A 21,689-nucleotide genomic window follows, 5' to 3' on the forward strand; every position below is an offset into this window, starting at 1 on the left:
TGCAGGTTATTGCGCCTTGGCGTGAGTGGGATCTGAACTCCCGTGAAAAGCTGCTGGCGTACTGTGCTGAGCGCGATATTCCGGTGGAGATGAAGAAGGGAAAGAGCCCTTACTCCATGGATGCCAACCTTCTGCATATTTCCTACGAAGGCATGAATCTGGAAGATCCCTGGGCGGAAGCCGAGGAAGAAATGTGGCGCTGGAGTGTGTCTCCGGAGGCCGCACCAGATACGCCCACGTACATTGAGCTTACTTACAGCAAGGGCGATATTGTTGCCATTGATGGTCAGGAGATGAAGGCTCACGAAGTGCTGGAATACCTGAACAAGGTGGGTGGCGCTAACGGCATTGGTCGTTTGGACATTGTTGAGAACCGCTACGTGGGCATGAAGTCCCGCGGCTGCTACGAAACACCGGGCGGCACCATTATGCTGCGCGGCCACCGTGCCATCGAATCCATTACTCTGGACCGTGAAGTGGCGCACCTGAAAGACAGTATCATGCCGCGCTACGCCGAGGTGATCTACAACGGCTATTGGTGGTCGCCTGAGCGTGAGGCTCTGCAGGCGCTGATTGACCAGACCCAGGGATACGTGAATGGCGTGGTTCGCCTGAAGCTCTACAAGGGCAACGTAGATGTGGTCGGCCGTAAATCAGAAGACTCCCTGTTCGATGAGAAGATTGCCACGTTTGAAGAAGACGAAGGCGCCTACGATCAGAAAGATGCAGAAGGCTTTATCAAGCTGAATGCCCTGCGCCTGCGTATTGCTGCGGGTAAAGGTCGTAAGCTTTAAGCTTATTCTCGAGACGCCCGGAATTCTCCGGGCGTCTTTCCTGCTACCGCTTTAAACTTCCGGTGAAACGAGGTTGTTTCACTGTACCCCAGCCTTAGCGCGATATCCGGAATTCCCAGGTCGCTGTTCAGCAAATAATCTTCGGCCATTTTCTGGCGAACGTCATCCAGTAGCTTTTGATACGAAACCCCTTCCTGGCTCAGTTTTCGCTGTAGCGTTCGGCTGGTTATTCCTAACGTTTCCGCCACCATGTCTTGCCGGGTAATGCCGTGCATCAATTGCTGCTGAATACTGTGCTTAACCTGTGAAATCAGGTCTGTATCTGTATCAAGTGAAGCCAGTTGGGTGAGGGCGTGGGCCTCGAGGGTTTTGCGCAGCAATGGGTCTGGCTGGCGCAGGCGGGTGTTTAGTAGTTCCTGTTTCAGTGTGATGGTGTCTTTATCTGCACCGAAGTGTACGGGGCAGTTCCAGCGCTGCCGGTAGGCTTGCTCCAGTTCAGGGCCGGGTAATTCTCTTTTGAGGTATACGCGGGTGGGAGAGGCGGTTGTATCGTCTGCCAGCCAGCGGGCGTAGGTTATCCAGGAGGCGAATACGTTATCAACCACTTGTGGTCGCACTGTGGGGTGGTTGTAGTTGCAGTGCCAGGTGAGTTTGATGCAGCCCTGCGACATGGCAAGCTCGGTTGTTCCCATATCGCCCACCAGTTTTTCGAAGGGTGCGATTCTGGCGATGGCTTCGCCCAGGGTGGCACAGCTCATTGTGATATAGCCCAGCACGCTGTAGGAGCCTGGCTGTACGAAGTCGCCGGTTTCGAGGCCGAGGGTCGGGTTGTGGGTGCGTTCGCAGAGTAAGAGGATGAAGCGCTGGAACTGCTCGCCGTTTATGCGGCCGTCGTCGGAATCGAGAATAGTGGGGTCCAGGCCGGCTTTGGTAAACAGGGCGGTGGTGTCGGCACCTGCGGATTCGGCGGCGCGAACGTATTGGCGAAACGCGGCTATGGAGGCGGTTCCAAGGTTTTTCATGATGACAGCACAGGTTTTTAGGTGTTATACCCGCAGTATAGTGGAAAGTATAACGGAAGTTGTGCCGAACGACTTTAAACGAAGAGTTTGCGTGGGGGCAAAACAAAAAGGCCAGCTAAACAGCCGGCCTAAAGAAGGAACAACGAAAATGCCTGAAAATCCGTTAATTCGGTGGATTTCCCATATAGCGGCGGAGGTACAACACGGCTCCTCCGCCATGGGTGGATACTGCTTAAATCCACAATTTCAGAATAGGGCTTTCGCTTTGCCATGTCTGTGTGTGATGTGTGTCGCAGTGTTACGGATTGTTTTTGCCTTAGGCGCTGGCGCCGATCTCCGGGGCGGTTTCAGTAAACCGTCGGGTTTCGTAGGCATCTAGCAGGCCGTGTACGGCGGCTCGTTCCATATCCTTAACAGAAGGCGTGCCATTCTGGGCGTCGGCCTTGCAGAGCACCATGCCGGCTTCTACCGAAATATACCCGGCCGTGGTTTTCAGCGCTTTGTGGTTAATGCCATCGAACACCCGCCGAAAGGCAGTGGTTGTGCAGTGATCGCTGTTGGGAAAATAGGCAATGAGTGCGAATTGGTTGTCGCCGACACGGCACAGCACATCAATGGGGCGAATCAGCGTGCTTAGCCTGCGGGCAATGCCCACCGCCAATTCAGTCATAACCGTGGGTGGGTGTTTGCGTTTCAATTCTTGCCAGTTGCGAATGCCGCATAATACGTAGGCCGATGTGCCGCCCCGGGATTCGGCATGGCGCAGCATTTTGGTGAGACGGTCGCGGCCATAGCGGTTGTTACACAGCCCGGTTTCCAGATCGATTATGTTGCTGGATTCCAGCTCCCGGTTGTTGTCGATGAGCAGGGCGTTGGCGCGTAACAGCGTGTTTTGCCGGTCTGCCATGCGATCTGCAGCAAAGATTCTGGGGATCAGTTGTTTGGTCATATCGGATTTGTAGATAAAATCGTCCACGCCCCGGTCGAAGGCTTCCGCCAGTGCTTCTACACTTTCCCTGGCTGTTAGCAGGATGACATAGGTGTAGTGGTTGTTTTGCTCATCCTGCTGTCGCACCTGATCCGCCAGTTGCAGGCCATCCATTTCGGGCATCAGCCAGTCTGCTATCAACACGCTCACCGGGCGCTGCTCTATCAGTTGGAGCGCTGACGGGGCGTCATTGGCGATACGTACGTCGCGATATCCGGCATTTCGCAGGGTTCGGCCAACCACCATACTGCTGAATTTCGCGTCGTCTACCACAAGGATGGGGAGGTCTAGATTTGGCATTGTTATCTACTGTTACCAGTCCTTTGTCAGATGCGGGGAATTCCCGGGCTTGGTATGCTTGGCCCTTATTTTGAAGCACCGAGTATACTCGCTACAGCTCCTGGAGAATAACGATCATGCCATCTTTTGACATTGTTTCTGAAATCGACATGCACGAAGTCACCAACGCGGTGGATCAGGCCAGGCGGGATCTCGGAAATCGCTGGGATTTCAAGAACGTAGAGGCCGATATTGAGCAGGATGAAAAAGGCCTTACCATCAGCGCGCCCCAGGAATTCCAGCTTGAGCAACTTATGGACATGCTGCGGATGGCGTTCGCCAAGCGCAAAATAGATGCCCGCGCTCTGCAGGAAGAGGGTGAAAGCAAAGCCGGTAAGCTGGTTAAACAGCACCTGCTGCTGAAGCAGGGCATTGAAACGGATATGGCAAAGAAAATTGTGAAGATGATCAAGGATGCCAAGCTGAAAGTGCAGGCAAGCATTCAGGGCGACAAGGTTCGGGTAAACGGCAAGAAACGGGACGATCTGCAGGCCACCATGGCCCTGCTGCGTGAGGCCGATCTGGAAATACCTTTGCAGTTCAACAATTTCCGCGATTGATTCGGAGGCTTCACTATTTCAACCGGCACCCGCCTGGCCCTGATCCGGGATACGCTGCACACCTACACTCGCTGGCAAGTCATTGCCCTGTTGTTTCTCGGCTTTTCGGCGGGGCTGCCATTTTTGCTGGTGTTTTCTACACTGAACGCGCGCCTGGCCGATGTGGGTGTCGAAACCGCAACCATAGGCTTTTTCAGTTGGCTGGGCATTACCTATTCCATCAAGGTGTTCTGGGCGCCGGTGGTGGATCGTTTGAAGTTGCCGTTACTGGACAGGCTGCTGGGCAAACGCCGAAGCTGGATATTGCTGGCGCAAGCCGGCATTGCCACCGGTCTGTACCTGATGGCCCAGGTAGATGCGACGGCTGTGCCCCAGGCCATGGCATTGTGCGGGCTGCTGGTGGCGTTTTCGTCTGCCACCCAGGATGTGGCTATTGATGCTTATCGCATCGAGATCGCCGAAGAACGATTGCAGGCGGCCTTGGCAGCCACCTATATTTTCGGTTATCGGCTGGCTTTGCTGGTAGCCGGGGCAGGAGCTTTGTATTTGGCCGAGTTCTGGTCCTGGCAGGTGTCCTATGAAGTGATGGCGGCTCTGGTGGGCGTGGGCGCGCTGACGGTTCTGGTTGTGCGGGAGCCGGCTGTGAATCATTTTGCGGCGGCTCAGGACATTGCCCAAAGAATCGAGCAGGAAGCCGCCAAGCGCACGCATCTCAATCCTCGGCTGGCGCGCTTTGCCGGCTGGTTTTATGCGGCCATTGCCGGGCCTTTTCTGGACTTTTTTCACCGGTACAAAGAGTTGTCCATCGCGATATTGCTGATGGTGGCGGTGTATCGTATTTCTGACATTGCGATGGGGGTTATGGCTAATCCGTTTTATCTGGATTTTATGGGCTTCAGTAAAACCCAGGTGGCGGATGTAACCAAGATTTTCGGGTTCTTCATGACCATTGCCGGTTCCCTGGCCGGTGGTGTGTTGGTCGTGCGCTATGGCACCAGGAAAGTTTTGCTGGCAGGCGCTATTTTGACTGCGGCCACAAATCTCCTGTTTGTTGTGCTGGCCCAGTATCCGCCAAATCTGGCGACTCTTGCCGTTGTTGTAAGCGCCGACAATCTCAGCGGCGGCATTGCCAATGTGGCGTTGATTGCCTGGCTGTCCAGCATGACCAGTGCCTCGTTTACCGCCACGCAATATGCGCTGTTCAGCTCTTTGATGACGCTGCCCGGTAAGTTTTTAGGCGGTTTCTCCGGCATGGTTGTGTCGGGTTTTGGCTATGCCGAGTTTTTCCTTGTGGCGGGCGTGATGGGTGTACCTGCCATTCTTCTGGCCTGGTTTATGATTCGCCAGGGCAGCAGGCTGGATTCGCTGGCACCTGACCACACGGGCGGTGGCGAAGACAGCGCACAAACAGCAAGCGGGTAGACGTGATGGCGCAGTCAGAAGAACCGGGTAAAGACCAAAAAATCTGGCAGGTGGTGCTCGCTATTCCTCCGGGCAAGGTGGCAAGCTATGGCCAGGTAGCCGAAATGGCCGGTCTTGGCCGCCAGGCCCGCTACATAGGTCGCGCCCTGGGCAAGCTGCCGAAAGGCCACGCCGTGCCCTGGTACCGGGTGATCCGTAGCAACGGCCAGATCGCCTTCCCGGAAGGCTCCGATATTTACCGCGAGCAGGTTGGCTCATTGCAAGCGGAAGGGGTTGAAGTGGTTAATGGTAAGGTGGCTATGCGGTTGTTTCGTTGGCAATAAGCATACTATTCCCAGTCCTGAGTCCGTCGGTTAATCTTCTGCACAAAATCTTGAAGTTTTATGTTTTGCCCTAATTGATAGAGAAGGTTTATTGGGAAGGCTGCCAGTATGCCAGGCCTTGAAATGCCCAAACCCCAAATGCGAGAGCCTGATGTCTATATTATTGTTTGTGTTTATTATCATGCCGATTGCCGAAATGGCGGTGCTTATTCAGGTGGGTGGCATGATCGGTGTGGTGAATACCATTGGTTTTGTGCTGCTAACGGCGGTTATTGGTGCCTGGCTGCTTCGCCAGCAAGGTATGGCAACGCTGTTAAGAGCGAATCAGCGTTTGAACAGCGGCGAACTGCCCGCTAAGGAAGTGGCTGAAGGGCTGATTCTGGCGGTGGGCGGTGTGCTTTTGATTACCCCAGGGTTTATTACCGATACCGTGGGTTTTCTTTGCCTTATTCCTTTTACCCGATACTGGCTATCGACCCTGGCCTTGAAGCGTATGGTGGCTTCAAGCAAGAGCGGTGGCTTTTATTTTCGGGCCGGTGGCGGGCAGGGCCCTTTTGATCATCGTGACAGTCCCTTTGGCCAGCAGCGCCCGTTTGATCGGGATGGCGACGGCGACATTATTGAAGGGGAGTATCGAGACGAGACCAAAACCAATCACGACCGCCTTGATAAAAAATGAAAAAATTATCCGGGTGGGCGTTGAAAACCCCTGTGCCAGCCCCACATAGGATTCACAAGTTCGCCGCAGGCTGATATCAGCTGGAAAACAGTGGGTTAGAGGCCGGGCAATTTTGTCGGGTTGCATAAGCAAATCGACTCCCAACAGCAAAGTCATTGCCACATTAATCTGACTAATTGGAGAAGCCGAGCAATGAAGATTCGTCCGCTACACGATCGTGTCGTAGTACGCCGCAAGGAAGAAGAAGAGAAAACCTCAGGTGGCATCGTGCTGCCAGGTAACGCTAAAGAGAAGCCGTCTCAGGGTGAGGTTGTTGCTGTGGGCAACGGTCGCGTTCTGGAAAATGGCGAAACTCGCGCTTTGGCCATTAAAACGGGTGACACTGTGGTATTTGGCCAGTACGCCGGCAACACCGTAAAAATCGACGGTGAAGAGCTGCTTATCATGAGCGAAAGCGATATTTACGGCGTGCTTGAGTGATTGCGTAAGCTATTCGCACGAACAGTCATTAACCCGATTGATTCCACAAATTCGGTTTAACGAACAGGACTAGAGAACATGTCAGCAAAAGAAGTCATATTCGGTGATAGCGCCCGCAAGCGCACGGTTTCAGGTGTCAACATCCTGGCGGACGCAGTAAGAGTAACACTGGGCCCCAAAGGCCGTAACGTGGTTCTGGAGAAGTCTTTTGGCGCTCCATCCATCACGAAAGATGGTGTATCGGTTGCCAAGGAAATCGAACTGAAAGACAAGTTCGAAAACATGGGCGCCCAGATGGTGAAGGAAGTTGCTTCCCAGGCCAACGATACGGCAGGTGACGGTACCACTACCGCTACCGTACTGGCCCAGTCTATCGTTAATGAGGGCGTGAAGGCGGTTACTGCCGGCATGAACCCGATGGATCTGAAGCGCGGCATCGACAAGGCAACGGCGGAAGCTGTAAAGGCGATTCGTGAAATGGCCAAGCCCTGTGACGATAACCGCAACATCGCCCAGGTAGGTACCATTTCTGCCAACGGCGACGAAACCATTGGCAAGCTGATTGCTGACGCCATGGAAAAAGTGGGTAAAGAAGGTGTTATCACCGTTGAAGAAGGCCGTGGCCTGGACGATGAACTGGACGTTGTAGAAGGCATGCAGTTTGATCGCGGCTTCCTGTCTCCGTACTTCATCAACAATCAGGACAGCATGACCGCTGAGTTGGATGATCCGTACATCCTGCTGGTGGACAAGAAGATCTCCAATATTCGTGAGCTTCTGCCCACGCTGGAAGCTGTTGCCAAAGCTGGCAAGCCGCTGATGATCATCGCTGAAGACATCGAAGGCGAAGCGCTGGCTACGCTGGTTGTGAACAACATGCGCGGTATCGTTAAAGTAGCTGCGGTTAAAGCCCCGGGCTTTGGTGACCGTCGTAAGGAAATGCTGCAGGATATCGCCATTCTGTCCGGCGGCACTGTGATTTCCGAAGAAGTGGGCCTGAGCCTGGAGAACACCACTCTGGACGATCTGGGCACCGCCAAGCGTGTCAACATCACCAAGGAAAACACCACCATTATTGATGGCGTGGGTGCACAGGGTGATATCGAAGCGCGCGTTGAGCAGATTCGCAAGCAGATCGAAGACAGCTCCTCTGACTACGACAAAGAGAAGCTTCAGGAGCGTGTTGCCAAGTTGGCCGGCGGTGTTGCCGTAATCAAGGTAGGCGCGGGTTCCGAAGTGGAAATGAAAGAGAAAAAGGCCCGCGTTGAAGACGCTCTGCACTCTACCCGTGCTGCCGTGGAAGAGGGCATTGTACCGGGTGGCGGTGTTACCCTGATCCGCGCGATTGCGGCGCTGGACAAGGTGGATGCCATTAATGAAGAGCAAAAAGCCGGTGTGAATATCCTGCGCCGTGCCATGGAAGCGCCCCTGCGCCAGATCGTTTACAACGCCGGTGGTGAGTCGTCTGTTGTGGTTGCCAAGGTGCGTGACGGCGAAGGCTCTTTCGGCTACAACGCTACCACTGAAGAGTATGGCGATATGCTGGCCATGGGTATTCTCGACCCGGCCAAGGTAACCCGCTCTGCACTGCAGGCTGCAGCGTCCATTGCTTCTCTGATCATTACCACCGAGGCGATGATTGCAGACGAGCCGCAGGACGAAGCTGCTGGCGGCGGCATGCCTGATATGGGTGGCATGGGCGGAATGGGTGGAATGGGAGGTATGGGCGGCATGATGTAATGCCGGCCGTAGCCTGCTGATTCCGACCACGTCTCAAAAATTGTGGCGTGGCCTGATCTGCCTTTAAAAACCCCGCGCTGGTTCACACTGGCGCGGGGTTTTTTGTTTTTTCTCCTGAACTTGGCTTTGGCGTTTGCTAAACTCGGCAACCGGTCAACTGTCTGTGTGTAACCGAATGAGCGCTGCTGAACCAAAATCTTTTCTTCGCCCCGGCAAGCTGTTTTTGCTTGTGTTACTCGGGCTGTTTGTTTATTTCGGCGCGCTCGTTGTGTTTGTTCCCGCTGGCTGGGTTTGGCACCAGGCGTCTGCTTATGTGTCCTTGCCGCCCCAGGTACAAGTGCGGCAGGTGGCTGGCAGGGTTTGGGACGGTGCCGCTGGTGTGGTGATCGCGGGTTTTCCGGTACGTGTTCAGTGGCAACTGGGTTGGCCATCAATAACGACGTTGGAGCAGCCAGTCAAGGTGTCGGTGAGCTCCCGGCAGTCGTCGGTTTCGGGGGATATAGTTCTTGGTTGGCCTGAAAATGCGCGGGTAAATGCTCGTGGCAAGATTGCCGTTGCAGAATTTGAAGAATTGATTCGCCGCAGTGGTGGCGCGATGATCGAAGGCGATGTGAGTATTGATCATCTGACACTGGAATGGGCTGACGAACGCATTGCTCGTGCTGACGGTCTTGCCCGTTGGGCGGGTGGCCGGGTGAGCTGGCCCATGGGTGATCAGACCGGGCGGGCAGATTTTCCGCCCATGAAGGCTAATCTGGATACAACAGACGGCGGCTTGGCGTTGGTTATTGCCGAGCAGGCGGGCAGCGGCCCGGCTGCGGATGCCAATATTCTCTGGAATGGCATGATGGAGTTGCGGGTATACAAGCGGATGATTGATTTGGCTGACCAACCCTGGCCAGACTCCGCAAGCCCTGACGATGTTGTGTTCCGTGTGCGGCAGCCGCTGTTGCCGGGAGCGCGCTGATGCCCAGGATGCCGGCACAGGAAACCCAGCGCAGGATAGCGACACTCATCGCCAACCTTTTGCTCGTTTGGCTGGTGTTGTACCTGGGTGTGGCTCTGGCGAACCTCACCTGGCTTTTTGCCTGGCAAGATAAACCGGTTGCGGTTGCGCCGGCGGATGGTTCAGCCGGTGCTCGGGATTTGGGCGCTTCCGGCAATTACGCCTTGGCTAATTATGAGTTTTTTGGCCGACCAGAGACCCCGGGTGAAGTGGCCGAGGCTGTTAAGCGTTCCGCCCCTGAAACCGGGTTAAGGCTCCGGCTTGAAGGTGTGTCGGTAGGCCAGCGCCCGGAAGCCTCGGGTGCTATAGTGGCTGGCAGCAATGGTGAAACCGCCTGGTATCGTGTGGGCGATGTCCTGCCCGGCAACGCTGAGCTGGCAGAGGTGGAGCCGGGGCGGATTCTTATTCGCCGTGGGGGGCGCTACGAATCCTTGACGTTTGAAGAGGATGATGTCGCCACAATGGTTGCAGAGACAGCCCCGCAGCCTGCAGACTTATCGCCGGAAGCGTTTCTTGATAATGCCCGGCAACAAATAGACAGCGCAGGAGCCGCCGCACTGACGCCTTATGGCCTTAGCCCTGTGGACAGCAGTGGAACGTCGGGTTACGTATATGACGGCTCGAACGCTATGCTGAATGCCGTGAACCTGAAGTCCGGAGACATTATTACCGCTATCAACGGGCAGCGTTTGGGGGATGTGGAGCAGGATAGGTCGCTGCTTGAAAGCTGGCGCGGCCAGGACAGTTTGAACATAGAAATCGAGCGTGACGGGTCTTTCCTCACGATTAGTTATGCCATACCTGAGCAGTGGCGCTGACAGGGTTCATAGATACAGGACGATATCGCCAGATGTATAACCACAAAACAAATTTTTTGCGGGCCCTCGCTCTACTTATTCTTCTTCCTTTGATGTCGACAGCCTATGGCCAGGATGAAACCTGGCGGTTGAACCTTAAGGATGCGGATATACGCGCCTTTGTTACTCAGGTGGCCGACATTACCGGCTACAGTTTTGTGGTGGATCCCCGGGTAAAGGGGAAGGTGACGGTGCTTTCCAGCGCCCCCATGAACAAGGACGAGATATACGACCTGTTTCTTGCGGTGCTGAACGTGCATGGCTTTACCGCCATACCGGGCGAAGAAGTTATCAAGGTGGTGCAGCAGGTGGATGCAAAACAATCCGCTGAAGTGCTTGGCAGGTTCCCCAGTATTCCCTCCGAGCAGCTTATAACCCGGGTTATCCAGATTGATAACGCAAACGCCCTGGAGTTGGTGCCTATTTTGCGGCCTCTTGTTGCAAAATACGGCCATCTTGCGGGGGTAGCTGCCGCCAACGCACTGATTATCAGCGACCATTCTTCCAACATCGAGCGCATGGAGCAGATTGTGCGGGAGTTGGACAGCCCTTCCAAATACGAAGTGGAGGTGATCAAACTCAAGGAAGCCTGGGTAGGCGATATGGTCACGTTGCTGCAAGAACTGGCTCCGGACGAACTCGGCCGGGGCGGCAACGACAAAGGCGCCAGGAAATACAGTGTCACTGCGGATGAGCGCAGCAATCGGTTGATCCTTCGGGGCGATGAATCCTTTCGCAGTAAAATGCGCGGGCTGATCGTGCAGTTAGACCAGCCATCGGCCAGTGGTGGAGCCACCAAGGTTATCCGTCTCAAACATGCGGATGCCAAAAAACTTACCGAGTTGTTGAACGGCGTCATGGGTGAGCGGGGCAGGGAAGGCAATGGTAGCGCGGCGGGTGGTAACAACAGCACCGGCAGGCCCCAGAGTAACTTTACGGTGTTCGCCGATGAGGGTTTGAACGCGCTTGTGGTTCGGGGGGAGCCTTCGCTGATGCAGGAGGCAGAAGAAATTGTGTCGGCACTGGATGTGCGCCGCGCTCAGGTGATGATTGAGGCCGCGATTGTAGAAATCAGTGATGAGCTGGGCCAGGATCTTGGCGTGCAGGTGGCAGTGGGAGATGAATCCGGCAACTCTACGCCTGTGATGGGAACAAACTTTGGCAATGTGGGTAAGAGCCTGGGCGATGTGCTTAGCGCGATACTGACAGAGTCTGCCATAGCCCCGGCGGTTGGCGGCGTTACGGTAGGTGCTGGGCAGAGAAACGAAAATGGCGTGAGCTGGGGCATTCTGTTGCAGGCGCTTTCTACGTCGGCAGCCGCCAATCTGTTATCCACGCCCAGTCTTATAACCCTGGACAACCAGGAATCGGAAATTATAGTTGGCCAGAACGTGCCGTTCCGCACCGGGCAGTCCACTGTAACAGGCGATGGCACCACCAACCCGTTTACCACGATTGAGCGCCGCGATATTGGCCTTACCCTGAAGGTTACGCCAACTATCAGTGCAGATGGCCTGGTGAGGCTGGTTGTGGAGCAGACTACCGAGAGTGTGGCTGATAGCATTGAAGATGCATCGGATATTGTGACCAACAAGCGTGAAATCAAAACAACCGTGTTGGCGGATGATGGCGAAACCATTGTGCTGGGCGGTCTTACCCGCGATGACTACATGGTAAACAAGAGCAAGGTTCCACTGCTGGGCGATATTCCCTATCTTGGTCGGCTTTTCTCGTCTGAATCCGAACGCCGGGTTAAGCGCAATTTGCTGGTGTTTTTGCGGCCCAAGATTATGCTGGGCAAGGCCGACGCGGTTGCTGCCACATCAGAGAAGTTCAAAAAGCTTTGGAAAGTGAACCTGGATGTTCGGGAAAAGTTGGGCATAAAGGGACTGGAAGCCGACCCGGGCGTGGATGTGCTATTTAACCCACAAGAAGGGGAGCTGGCTCATTAAGCCGGTTTCCTGTTCACACCACCATGGGCGGCATTGGGCAATCCAGCTGGTCTGCCACCAGTCTCATGAGCTCGTATTCTTTCGGCTCGATCCTGCCATCGTAAGTAATGCAGTGCCCGCAGGCGTCTATAACCGCGGGTTTTAGCAGCGGTGAAAGCCCGTTCAGCGCTTTCAATGCTTCCTGTAATTGCCGCATGGTGACCTTTGCCAGTATTGGCTGGTGGCGGTTGCCGGTGTTGGCGAAGCCTGCGATGGCTTCATGGTACACGCCTTCTGCTTCTTGCCCATTAGTGGCACCCGCTCTTGCCAGTAGGCTTAACAGCCTTTGCAGTGCCGGCATAACGGCTTTGTAGCTGCGGTAGCGCACGGGTACGGCTCTTTCTGCATCTGCTCCCAGGTGGCGGGAGAGAAAGCTGGTAAGCGCCAGTTCAAACAGGGTAACCCGGTTATCCGCATTTACCAGCATTCTCACATTTTGACGCAGTTCTGCGCGCTCGTCCGGGTCTAGCTTGCGCAAAGCAGGCATGGCCAGTTCCAGTGCCGGAAAGCGAACCGCTTCGCCAATCGACTCCAGCGCCGGTAGAAGTTTGCCGAGCAGGTCAGTTTGGGCACCGAATAGCGAGTGGTCGGGTAGTAGTTTGAGGCATTTTGCTTGCTGCTGTTTGGTCAAGTCGCTGATGAGTAGGGCATAGCAAAGTTGAATAGCCCCCGCCCGGGTGTACAGCAGGCCCCGAAAGGTTGATGGCAGGCGTTGTAATAGCTTGATCGCAAACCCTTCCCCCTCGGGGCTGGTGGTGCCGACCCGTGTCGATAGTTTTTGGGCGATAACGGTTTCAGGTACTGGTTTGGCTACAGCGCCGCTGGCAAAACCCGATACGGCTGAAGGCCGGCCCTCGCCTGCGGCTGTGCGCAGAACCGCGCCTGTCTCGGTATCCCTAAGGCGGCTTTTCAGGCGGGCCACAAGCCCTGGCTGGATGGCGTTAATGCGTTGTTCGATCGGCGGGTGGGAGGCGAGCAGCGAGCTGAACTTCATACGTGCGGCTTCGCCAAAACACATGTGGTTCATGTCGTTGGCATGGCCGGTGGTGTCCAGATAGCTGCCTTTCAACCCGATTTTGAACAAGGCTCCGCCAATACCGTCCGGATTGCGGGTAAATTGTACCGACGAGGCATCGGCCAGAGTTTCTCGCTGGCGTGATACGGCGGCCTGAATCAGGCGGCCGAAAAAAACGCCCACGTAGCCGATTACAAACAGCGCTACACCCAGAATGCCCATGGCCGCCTGGGCCCGGCCATCACGGTTGCGGGCGGTTGTTCGTCCAGCACTGTAAAAAGATGAGCGCAGAAGAAAGCCGCCAATCTGGCCGATCATCAAAATGCCTGAAAGCAGGGCGATAAGTCGCACGTTCAAGCGCATGTCGCCGTTGAAAATATGGCTGAACTCGTGACCTACCACTCCTTGAAGTTCATCCCGGGTTAGCTGGGTGATCGCACCATGGGTCACTACCATCACGGCAGAGCCGGGCGTGTATCCTGCCACAAAGGCATTGATACCGGTTTCGTTATCCATGATGTAGAGCTCTGGCACGGGCACACCGCTGGCTATGGCCATTTCTTCTACAATATTGCGCAGTGTGCGTTCGTGGCTGTCGCGGGTGTCTGGATCAACAGGCCGGGCACCCACCATTTTTGCAACACGGCTGCCGCCGCCGGCAAGATCTACCCAGCGTATCAGCGAACCCATGCCTATAAGTGCCACCACGGCGGTGGCGGTGATTAGCCCATGGCTGGAGAGCAACCAGTAATGAAAAGGTTGGGCCGAGGCTTCACTGCGGGTGACCAGATACCCCACCAGGCACACAGCGAGGGTAATCAGCACGACCGCGGTTAGGAATAGAAGCACCAGAAGGCTGGTATTGCGCCGAGCACTGGCCTGGCGCTGGAAAAAACCGGAATGAGCCATGTTTCAGGGCCTTAAAAGGCCACTTTGGGCGCGTGTCTGGCCTCAGGAGACTCAAGTTCCAGTTGCGACGTTTCTTTGAATGCAAACATGCCTGCGAGTACGTTGTTCGGGAACTGCTCGCGGAAGGTGTTGTAGTTCATTACGCCATCGTTGTACGCCTGGCGAGCAAAGGACACCCGGTTTTCTGTACTTGAAAGCTCTTCCATCAGTTGCTGGATGGTTTCGTTTGCTTTCAAATCCGGGTAGTTCTCGGCTACGGCATAAAAGTTGGCCAGGGCTTTGGTGAGCAGGTTCTCGGCGCCACCAAGGCGTTGAATTCTGGTGCCGTCGCCCGGGTCTTTGGCGGCATCCTTTTGGGCACTTACGGCGCTGTTTCTGGCATCCATTACCTGAGTCAGTGTCGATTTCTCGTGCTCAAGATAGGCCTTGGCAGATTCCACCAGGTTGGGGATAAGGTCGTGTCGGCGCTGAAGCTGAACGTCAATCTGGGCAAAGCCGTTTTTAAACTGGTTGCGTAGCGACACCAGGCGGTTGTAGATAAAAACCAGATAGAATACCGCAACAGCAATAACAATCAGGCCAATAAGGGTAGTTCCCACGGCAAATCCTCACAGGTGGTGAATCAGGCGTTACTTTCTAATAGTTTCTGACGGAATTTTTCAGCAAACGCCTCAAACTCCAAAGGTCGTACCGGCTTGCTGAAGAAATATCCTTGTGCCAGTTTACAGCCGCGCTGGCTGAGGTAGTACTCTTGCTCTGCTGTTTCTACACCCTCTGCAATCACCGTCATATTCAGGCTTCTGCCGAGATCAATAATGGTATTTGTGATGCGGGTGTCTTCTTCGTTAATCAGCAAATCCCGTATAAACTGCTTGTCGATCTTCAGGTGTTGTACTGGCATTTTTTTGAGGTAGGTGAGGGAAGAATAGCCAGTACCAAAATCATCCACGGCAAGACTTATACCGGCACGGTTCAGGGTGTGCAATTTGGCAACAGCATCTGACAGGTTTGTCATAAAACTGGTTTCTGTGATTTCCAGTTCCAGCCGGCCTGCGGGTATATTGTGGCGCTTCAGGGTATCCAGAATGTCATCAACAATGCGATCCTGGCGTAACTGCACGGCTGACAGATTAACAGCGATGCGCAGGGGCAAGCCTTTTTCTGCCCACAGCCTGGCTTGCAGGCAGGCCTGTTCAAGCACCCATTGACCAATCTCAACGATGGACCCATCGCTCTCTGCAATGGGGATAAAATAGTCAGGCGGCACCAGCCCGCGCACAGGGTGCTCCCAACGCAGCAGTGCCTCTGCACCAATCACCCGCTTGGTTTGAAGATCTATCTGGGGCTGATAAACCAGATGGAACTGGTTCAAGGCCAGAGCCTGGGAAAGATCCTTTTCAAGCTGTTTGCGATCGCGAATTTCCTGGTCAATGCTTGCCACGTAAAACTGGAAGTGGTCGCGGCCTTTTTGCTTTGCCAGCAACATGGTTTGCTCGGCACTTTGAAGCAGTCGATCTGGCTGAATGGCATCGGAAGGGTACAAGGCAATGCCCAGGGTGGCCGTGATGGAGATGTTCTGACCTTCCACACCCATGGGGCTGGTGACCTCTGCAAGAATAGCCTCAGCGGTATCTGCCGCCTGAAAGCCATCTTTTAGCCCTTTTTCTACGATAACAAACTGGTCCCCTCCAAGCCGGGCAATGGTAAAGCGCGAGCCGTTCAGGTTATCAACAAGCCGATCTGCCACGGCTTGAAGAGTCAGGTCGCCGGTACGAAAGCCACATTGATCGTTGATGGACTTAAAGTCATCAATGCCGCAGACGATTACGGATAATAACGTGTTGTTGCGTTTTGAGTTTTGAATGTCTGCGTCCAGCCGCTCCATAAAACTGTCTCGGCTGAGCAGCCCGGTAAGCTGATCGTAGCGGGCAAGACGGCTTATCCTGTCTTCAGCTTCGCGGTAGCGTTTTTGGCTTTCGCCAATACTGACAAGCAGGGTGTTGGTAGCGTTAACCCAGTGCCCGAGTTCGTCTTGCTCATGGCCGGTTGGCGTGGCAATCAGGCGGTCGTCCGGGTGGGCTGGGTCCACCTCTTTCACCGAGTGCACAATGCGCAACAGAGGTCGGGTCAGGAGCATGTAGAAAACGAAGCACAGCACCATGCCAAGAATGATGGCTATTGCAATGACGGAGGTGAAGGTAATGATGGCTCGACCCAGCCACATGCGGCCAGCCGGTGCGGTGTCATAATGAACGTCGAAGTAACCGTACACGGTGTCCGGATCGCCGTGGCGTTTCAGTTCGGCACGAAACTGACGTTCGGTACCGAAAATCCAGCTGATCGGTGTGCGGTAGGGGCCGTCTGTTAAAGGGCGCTCCCGGGTACTCAGGGGTTCACCATTGGTGTGGAGAATCCGGGCCAGGTGCACGGCCTCCCGGGCGAACAAGCCATCGATCACCTGGTTTGCGAGGTCTCTGTCTATACTGAATACAGCCTGGGTTGCTGAATCTTTGACCATGGCAATAGTCTGGCGGGCCTGGTTGTCCAGATCCCTGGAAACGCGCTGTGCATCGATTATTACCTGTATGGCACTGACTATTATACCGCTGACCAGTGCGACAGTGAGTATCCATTTCAGGATACGATAATCGAGGCGGTTTTTAACCTCAAAAGATTTCTGCATTCATACCCATCTTTAGCCTGTTATCAGGCGACCATTTTTCGAAAAGTGAGCATTGGCGAACGAACATAATACGCGTGCCGAAAACACGGATTATGGTTTGGATAAATCTGCACACCGTTCAGTATCGGCGATTTTCGCAAATACTTCAGGACGCTAGGGTTTCTATTTGTAAACCTGGCGGGTAGTGACACAAAAATGCCCGCTGGCTGCGGGCATTTTTTACTCAGCCGTTGCCGGCTGTAACTGGAAACCTGTTTGCCTGATCAGGCCAGGTTTTCGTTCACGAAATCCCAGTTAACCAGGTTCCAGAACGCTTCCAGGTAGTTCGGGCGGGAGTTGCGGTAATCGATGTAATACGCGTGCTCCCAAACATCAACGGTCAGCACGGGCTTGTCAGCACCGGTTAGCGGCGTTTCAGCATTGCTGGTGTTGGCAATGGCAACGCTGCCGTCTGCTTTCTTGACCAGCCAGGTCCAGCCAGAACCGAAGTTGTTGGCTGCTTTGTCATTAAACTCTTTTTTGAAGCTGTCAAATGAGCCAAAGGCTTTTTCGATAGCATCTTTAGCTGCACCTGTTGGCTCGCCTCCGCCGTTCGGGCTCAGGCAGTTCCAGTAGAAAGTGTGGTTCCACACTTGTGCTGCGTTGTTGAACAGCGGGCCACTGGCGCTCTTGATAATGTCTTCAAGAGATTTGCTGGCGTTGTCAGTACCTTCAACCAGGCCGTTCAGCTTGGTGACGTAAGTGTTGTGGTGCTTACCGTAATGGTACTCAAGGGTTTCAGCCGAGATGTGCGGCTCTAGTGCGTTCTTTTCGTAGGGTAGTGCTGGAAGTTCAAATGCCATGAGGTCGTCTCCCTGTTTCTCTCGGTTATAATTGACTGTCACTGCTCTAATATAGGGGCGATTTGAGCGATATCAACCCCGTATGACAATTCAGCCTGTGTTGCTGGCATCCAGTGAGCTGTGGAACTCAGGGCTGCCGGGCAAAAATTGCGCGCAATTCCTTACCCGCCACACCAGTTCTGCATAGCTGTCTGCCAGAATGTTCACATGGCCGATTTTGCGGCCGGGCCGCTCACCTTTATTGTACAGGTGTACATGAGCGTAAGGGAGTTCCAGCAGGCGTTCAACATCGCCATGCTCTGCAATGATATTAATCATGCAGCTTAAGCCCCGCGGTTCAACGTTGCCCAGCGGGTGGCCGCTTACTGCCCGAATGTGGTTTTCAAACTGGCTGGTCATCGCGCCTTCAATCGTCCAGTGCCCCGAGTTGTGTACCCGCGGTGCCATCTCGTTTGCGACCAGGCCGTTGGCTGTCTCAAAAAGCTCTAGCGTAAGCACACCTACGTAATTCAGCTCGTTAAGCAGCGCCTTGATGTGTTGCTCTGCATCTTCTTGAAGATGCTTGTCCAGCCGGGGAGCCGGAGCAATGGAGTAGCGCAGGATGCCGTTGTGGTGAATATTTTCCGAGATGGGGTAAAACGCCAGTTGGCCATCTTCAGCCCGTACTGCAATGATGGACACTTCACGGTTGAATTCTACAAACTTTTCTACCATTAACCGTGGGTGGCCAATGGAGTTCCAGGCGGCTTCCGCATCTTCCGGGCTCTTGAGTACGGCCTGGCCTTTACCGTCGTAACCTTCGGTGTTGGATTTAGCCACAACCGGGCAGCCCAGGCTTTGTGCCGCCTTTTTGAGGGATTCGGCGCTGTCTGCCATTTTCCATTGTGGCGTTGGAATGCTGAGTTCACCGAACAGCGTTTTTTCGGCTTCGCGATTTTGGCAGATTTCCAGAGCACGAGGGCTGGGGTGAACGGTTTTTTCTTTGGCCAGTTTTTCGGCCACCTCTACGGGGAGGTGTTCAAATTCGTAGGTTACGCGATCTACCCGTGACAGAAAGTCGTCCAGATAATTGCCTTCGCGGTCAATGATAACTTCGCCCAGCCCGGCACTGGGGCTGCCTGACATATCATAAAAAACAAAGGTCTTGGCGAGTGGGTATCCGGAGAGGGCGAGCATTCTTCCCAGTTGTCCAGCGCCTAATACACCAATTCTCATGTTTGCTCTCTTGGATCCGGGTTGTCCAGGATTGTTTGGGTTTGTGTTGCCCGAAACTCATCTATCGCTTTTCGGACGCCCTCATCGTACGTGCCAATGATTTGTGCCGCCAGCAAACCCGCATTTGTGGCCCCGGCGTTGCCAATTGCCAGCGTGCCTACGGCCACTCCACCTGGCATCTGAGCGATAGAGAGAAGTGAGTCGAGGCCGTTCAGGGCTTTGGACTGCACCGGTACACCCAGTACGGGCAATGATGTCTGTGATGCAATCATGCCCGGTAGGTGGGCAGCGCCGCCGGCACCTGCAATGATCACTTTCAGGCCGCGGTCGGAGGCGCTTTTGGCGTAGCTGAAAAGCAGATCAGGGGTGCGGTGGGCCGAAACGACTTTGGTTTCATAGGGCACACCGAGTTTTTCCAGCATATTGGCGGTGTGTTCCATGGTGGGCCAGTCGGATTTGGAGCCCATGACGAGACCTGCAAGCGGCTGCATATGCAACAGTCCTGTGATAATTGGAAAGCCCGCAATTGTATGTTTTGCCTATCTGCCATGCAAGGAAGGCGAGCCCGTGATTTCAACCCTTCCGCAAGTGCATGTATTATCAGAATCAGTTAATTGAACCGTCCACATTCAGGAGAAGTAATGGAACCCATCCGTCCAGATGACGATGATTTGAGAGCCGAACGGCCAGTTGGTGCGTCGGAGAAGCAGGCGCGGGCCCAAAGGAAAACCAGGGCGTCAGCAGAGGGTGCGGGTGGACAGTCCAGACCACCACAGCCTGCCAAGGATGGCAAAAGCAGTAATGGGGGCGGCAGCCGGTCGGGTTTGGCGGTTTTGTGGTTACTGGTTGTGGTGGTAGGCGTGGCCTCGGCGGCGGGGTGGTATACCCAGAATCAGCGGATTCAGCTGCTTGAGGGGGAGTTGGAGGAGGCGGATTACGGCGCGCGGCAGAGCAAGCTGGCGTTGGCACGGGTTGAGGGGGAGCTTTCGGAAACGGGGGAGAACATGCAGGAGCGTGGGGCGTCGCTGTCTGATCAGGTTGAAGCCCAGAAGAAGCAAATTGACGCAGCAGATAGCGAGATTCGTAAGCTTTGGGCGGTCGCCAATGAGCGCAATAAAAAGCGCTTGAATGATCAGCAGGAACGGATTGCAGCACTGGAGTCAGGGCTTGCAGAGGGTAAAAAGGCGTTGGCAGACGTTAGCTCAACGGTTGAGAAGGTTCGGACGTCTTTAGCATCGGATATGGCCTCGTTGACAAAGCAAACGGAAACCTCGATTGCTGCTTTGGAGGATGCGAATCGCCAGGCAGCGGAGCAATTGACCAAACTGGGTAAGCAGTTGGCCGATGTGGACCAGGTGATTGAACGTCGGGTGCGTCGTTTTGAACAGGAGCAGAAGCTCGGGATCAGCGGTATAGAAGGGCGCTTGTCAGCTCTGGAGAAAAAGGTGTCTGCCAATGATGGTGATAGCAGGCTTAAAAACGAACTGGCGACATTGAAGCGAAATGTTGAGGCTATTGATTCGTCGCGCTCGCAGGTTACGTCACGCCTGGTGCGCCTGTCTGAAGAGGTGAATCAGCTTCGCAGCCAGGTGTCGCGCCAGTAGCCGGTGTGGTATTTGTTCTAGTGGCGCCGCAAGGAGGCAGGCGCCCGGCATTGTAACGGTTTGTTATCCATCTCTTGCGTTAGCTCTCATTTATACGGTGTGGCAGTTGCTATGATCAGGTAACTCACCAAAGGATGAAGAGTTAACAAAAATGAAAACCCCAATGTCTTTTTTTGAGCCCCGTAAGTTGCGCTCGTCCTGTTACTGTGTGCTGTTGGTTGCGTCGTTGATGTCGGTGTCCGGCTGCACAATTTACCAGTCTATCGGTAAAAGCGTAGGGTCGTTCCTGCACCCGGTTTCTGGCCATGATTTTGTACACATTGATAACGATAGCTGGGATCGTGAGCATGCGGTTCTGTATTTTTATCGCACCCACTCCCAATGGGCTGCCGATGAGATTGAAGCGCCCAGTGTGTATATCGATGACCGCCATTATTTCAATATCCGTAATGACAGCTTTACCTGGCTAGTGGTCAGCCCCGGCGAACGCCAGATTGCTATGCGCCGGCCGTTGCTTGGGCTTGAAGGGGTAAATTCGTTCAGCCTAAGCCTGATTGCAGATGCCACACTTAACGTTGAGCCTGGCCGTATTTATTACCTGAGATACAACGAACTGACTGAACCAACCCGGGCCAATCCAGCGCTGGATTCAGATCACCCGCTTGCTCAGGGTGACCTGCAGGTGGTGTCGCGGGATTACGCCATGCAGGCGCAAGAGATTGTTTCCACTCGCTTCCTGAACAGTGATTTACTGGCACCTAATCACGCGGCCGTCTCCATTGTGGAGTCCAATGAGGATGCGGACTACGAGCGACGCCTGGCGCAGCTTGAAGAGGAGCGCGAGGTTGAACTGGAAAAGCTTGAGCGGGAGGGGCGATACCAGTCTGCCGCCTGGTACTGGCCTTTTGGTGGTGGCCCTACGGTTCCTCTTGAGGCAGATCAGAAAATTGAGCAACTGGAGCAGGAGTACGCGATGTTGGAGCAGGAACGGGAGCGCCAGGAGGCAGAAGAATCGGATGGTTGGTGGATCTTTTAGAGTTTTTGGAAAAAGATTTGACACCGCCGAACAAATGCTTAAAATGCGCATCTCACTTGATTGAGCAACGAGGTCTGTTTGCAGGCAGCGTTGGCACTTTTGAGTGATTACCTTTGAAAGGTACCAGTGTGGGTGGTTAGCTCAGCTGGGAGAGCATCGCCCTTACAAGGCGAGGGTCACTGGT

At 54.5% G+C, this 21,689-nt stretch carries 20 protein-coding genes; 12 read left to right on the forward strand and 8 right to left on the reverse strand.

Translation table 11 applies throughout. The features are described from left to right. The coding region (locus ACTHYN_RS13985) for an argininosuccinate synthase (RefSeq protein WP_441813047.1) at positions 1 to 794 on the forward strand (794 nt) is incomplete at its 5' end. Between the two features lie 2 nt (positions 795 to 796). Here ACTHYN_RS13985 and ACTHYN_RS13990 read toward each other — a convergent pair. Then, the gene (locus tag ACTHYN_RS13990; RefSeq protein WP_441813048.1) at positions 797 to 1,816 is read right to left on the reverse strand and encodes an AraC family transcriptional regulator; all 1,020 of its coding nucleotides are present in this window, start codon (positions 1,814 to 1,816) and stop codon (positions 797 to 799) included. Positions 1,817 to 2,132: 316 nt separating this feature from the next. After that, positions 2,133 to 3,104, reverse strand: a complete 972-nt coding sequence (locus ACTHYN_RS13995) for a response regulator (protein ID WP_441813049.1) — start codon at positions 3,102 to 3,104, stop codon at positions 2,133 to 2,135. A gap of 116 nt (positions 3,105 to 3,220) precedes the next feature. On the opposite strand from ACTHYN_RS13995, the gene ACTHYN_RS14000 reads away from it, so the two are divergent. From ACTHYN_RS14000 to gspD, 9 genes are all read left to right on the forward strand, one after another. Further along, complete coding sequence (locus tag ACTHYN_RS14000) at positions 3,221 to 3,703, forward strand: YajQ family cyclic di-GMP-binding protein (protein WP_441813050.1); 483 nt, start codon at positions 3,221 to 3,223, stop codon at positions 3,701 to 3,703. Between the two features lie 54 nt (positions 3,704 to 3,757). After that, complete coding sequence (locus ACTHYN_RS14005; protein ID WP_441813065.1) at positions 3,758 to 5,125, forward strand: AmpG family muropeptide MFS transporter; 1,368 nt, start codon at positions 3,758 to 3,760, stop codon at positions 5,123 to 5,125. Between the two features lie 5 nt (positions 5,126 to 5,130). After that, entirely contained in the window at positions 5,131 to 5,448 is a 318-nt protein-coding gene (locus ACTHYN_RS14010; protein ID WP_441813051.1) for an MGMT family protein, read from the forward strand. Positions 5,449 to 5,599: 151 nt separating this feature from the next. Continuing rightward, positions 5,600 to 6,127, forward strand: a complete 528-nt coding sequence (locus ACTHYN_RS14015) for an FxsA family protein (protein WP_441813052.1) — start codon at positions 5,600 to 5,602, stop codon at positions 6,125 to 6,127. Between the two features lie 192 nt (positions 6,128 to 6,319). Further along, positions 6,320 to 6,607 carry a co-chaperone GroES gene (gene groES / locus ACTHYN_RS14020; protein ID WP_441813053.1) on the forward strand — a complete coding sequence of 96 codons (288 nt, stop codon included), beginning with the start codon at positions 6,320 to 6,322 and terminating at the stop codon, positions 6,605 to 6,607. A 78-nt stretch (positions 6,608 to 6,685) separates the two neighbouring features. Then, on the forward strand, positions 6,686 to 8,347 hold the full coding sequence (gene groL / locus ACTHYN_RS14025; protein ID WP_441813054.1) for a chaperonin GroEL: 1,662 nt from the start codon (positions 6,686 to 6,688) through the stop codon (positions 8,345 to 8,347). 175 nt (positions 8,348 to 8,522) lie between these two features. After that, positions 8,523 to 9,314: a type II secretion system protein N gene (gene gspN, locus ACTHYN_RS14030; protein WP_441813055.1), complete on the forward strand. Its 792-nt coding sequence runs from the start codon at positions 8,523 to 8,525 to the stop codon at positions 9,312 to 9,314. Then, the gene (locus ACTHYN_RS14035; RefSeq protein ID WP_441813056.1) at positions 9,314 to 10,171 is read left to right on the forward strand and encodes a type II secretion system protein N; all 858 of its coding nucleotides are present in this window, start codon (positions 9,314 to 9,316) and stop codon (positions 10,169 to 10,171) included. The genes gspN and ACTHYN_RS14035 overlap by 1 nt, the downstream gene beginning before the upstream one ends. A gap of 32 nt (positions 10,172 to 10,203) precedes the next feature. Continuing rightward, a complete protein-coding gene (gene gspD / locus ACTHYN_RS14040; protein WP_441813057.1) occupies positions 10,204 to 12,162 on the forward strand; it encodes a type II secretion system secretin GspD in 1,959 nt (652 codons plus the stop codon). 13 nt (positions 12,163 to 12,175) lie between these two features. Here gspD and ACTHYN_RS14045 read toward each other — a convergent pair whose 3' ends face one another. The 6 genes from ACTHYN_RS14045 to purE form a co-directional block, all read right to left on the reverse strand. Continuing rightward, the gene (locus ACTHYN_RS14045; protein ID WP_441813058.1) at positions 12,176 to 14,125 is read right to left on the reverse strand and encodes a M48 family metallopeptidase; all 1,950 of its coding nucleotides are present in this window, start codon (positions 14,123 to 14,125) and stop codon (positions 12,176 to 12,178) included. 11 nt (positions 14,126 to 14,136) lie between these two features. Next, positions 14,137 to 14,724: a LemA family protein gene (locus tag ACTHYN_RS14050; protein WP_441813059.1), complete on the reverse strand. Its 588-nt coding sequence runs from the start codon at positions 14,722 to 14,724 to the stop codon at positions 14,137 to 14,139. A gap of 23 nt (positions 14,725 to 14,747) precedes the next feature. Then, positions 14,748 to 16,808, reverse strand: a complete 2,061-nt coding sequence (locus ACTHYN_RS14055) for a putative bifunctional diguanylate cyclase/phosphodiesterase (protein ID WP_441813060.1) — start codon at positions 16,806 to 16,808, stop codon at positions 14,748 to 14,750. Between the two features lie 263 nt (positions 16,809 to 17,071). Beyond that, complete coding sequence (gene sodB / locus ACTHYN_RS14060) at positions 17,072 to 17,650, reverse strand: superoxide dismutase [Fe] (RefSeq protein WP_441813061.1); 579 nt, start codon at positions 17,648 to 17,650, stop codon at positions 17,072 to 17,074. Between the two features lie 90 nt (positions 17,651 to 17,740). Continuing rightward, a complete protein-coding gene (locus ACTHYN_RS14065) occupies positions 17,741 to 18,865 on the reverse strand; it encodes a 5-(carboxyamino)imidazole ribonucleotide synthase (protein ID WP_441813062.1) in 1,125 nt (374 codons plus the stop codon). Then, positions 18,862 to 19,356 carry a 5-(carboxyamino)imidazole ribonucleotide mutase gene (gene purE / locus ACTHYN_RS14070; RefSeq protein WP_441813063.1) on the reverse strand — a complete coding sequence of 165 codons (495 nt, stop codon included), beginning with the start codon at positions 19,354 to 19,356 and terminating at the stop codon, positions 18,862 to 18,864. Before purE ends, ACTHYN_RS14065 begins: the two co-directional genes overlap by 4 nt. Before the next feature lie 150 nt (positions 19,357 to 19,506). Here purE and ACTHYN_RS14075 point away from each other — a divergent pair, with 150 nt between their 5' ends. After that, entirely contained in the window at positions 19,507 to 20,469 is a 963-nt protein-coding gene (locus ACTHYN_RS14075; protein WP_441813064.1) for a hypothetical protein, read from the forward strand. A gap of 229 nt (positions 20,470 to 20,698) precedes the next feature. Then, positions 20,699 to 21,505, forward strand: coding sequence for a DUF2846 domain-containing protein (locus tag ACTHYN_RS14080; protein ID WP_441813066.1), 807 nt, complete (start codon positions 20,699 to 20,701; stop codon positions 21,503 to 21,505). The last annotated feature ends 184 nt before the right edge of the window (positions 21,506 to 21,689 follow it).

The organism is Marinobacter sp., from assembly GCF_052091845.1.
In the GTDB taxonomy this organism is placed as follows: Bacteria; Pseudomonadota; Gammaproteobacteria; order Pseudomonadales; family Oleiphilaceae; genus Marinobacter.

Excerpts from the sequence above, each read along its gene's own strand:
- ACTHYN_RS13990 (WP_441813048.1), bottom strand. The coding sequence starts at position 1,816 with ATGAAAAACCTTGGAACCGCCTCCATAGCCGCGTTTCGCCAATACGTT.
- ACTHYN_RS13995 (WP_441813049.1), bottom strand. The coding sequence starts at position 3,104 with ATGCCAAATCTAGACCTCCCCATCCTTGTGGTAGACGACGCGAAATTC.
- ACTHYN_RS14000 (WP_441813050.1), top strand. The coding sequence starts at position 3,221 with ATGCCATCTTTTGACATTGTTTCTGAAATCGACATGCACGAAGTCACC.
- ACTHYN_RS14010 (WP_441813051.1), top strand. The coding sequence starts at position 5,131 with ATGGCGCAGTCAGAAGAACCGGGTAAAGACCAAAAAATCTGGCAGGTG.
- ACTHYN_RS14015 (WP_441813052.1), top strand. The coding sequence starts at position 5,600 with ATGTCTATATTATTGTTTGTGTTTATTATCATGCCGATTGCCGAAATG.
- groES (WP_441813053.1), top strand. The coding sequence starts at position 6,320 with ATGAAGATTCGTCCGCTACACGATCGTGTCGTAGTACGCCGCAAGGAA.
- groL (WP_441813054.1), top strand. The coding sequence starts at position 6,686 with ATGTCAGCAAAAGAAGTCATATTCGGTGATAGCGCCCGCAAGCGCACG.
- gspN (WP_441813055.1), top strand. The coding sequence starts at position 8,523 with ATGAGCGCTGCTGAACCAAAATCTTTTCTTCGCCCCGGCAAGCTGTTT.
- ACTHYN_RS14035 (WP_441813056.1), top strand. The coding sequence starts at position 9,314 with ATGCCCAGGATGCCGGCACAGGAAACCCAGCGCAGGATAGCGACACTC.
- gspD (WP_441813057.1), top strand. The coding sequence starts at position 10,204 with ATGTATAACCACAAAACAAATTTTTTGCGGGCCCTCGCTCTACTTATT.
- ACTHYN_RS14045 (WP_441813058.1), bottom strand. The coding sequence starts at position 14,125 with ATGGCTCATTCCGGTTTTTTCCAGCGCCAGGCCAGTGCTCGGCGCAAT.
- ACTHYN_RS14055 (WP_441813060.1), bottom strand. The coding sequence starts at position 16,808 with ATGCAGAAATCTTTTGAGGTTAAAAACCGCCTCGATTATCGTATCCTG.
- sodB (WP_441813061.1), bottom strand. The coding sequence starts at position 17,650 with ATGGCATTTGAACTTCCAGCACTACCCTACGAAAAGAACGCACTAGAG.
- ACTHYN_RS14065 (WP_441813062.1), bottom strand. The coding sequence starts at position 18,865 with ATGAGAATTGGTGTATTAGGCGCTGGACAACTGGGAAGAATGCTCGCC.
- purE (WP_441813063.1), bottom strand. The coding sequence starts at position 19,356 with ATGCAGCCGCTTGCAGGTCTCGTCATGGGCTCCAAATCCGACTGGCCC.
- ACTHYN_RS14075 (WP_441813064.1), top strand. The coding sequence starts at position 19,507 with ATGGAACCCATCCGTCCAGATGACGATGATTTGAGAGCCGAACGGCCA.
- ACTHYN_RS14080 (WP_441813066.1), top strand. The coding sequence starts at position 20,699 with ATGTCGGTGTCCGGCTGCACAATTTACCAGTCTATCGGTAAAAGCGTA.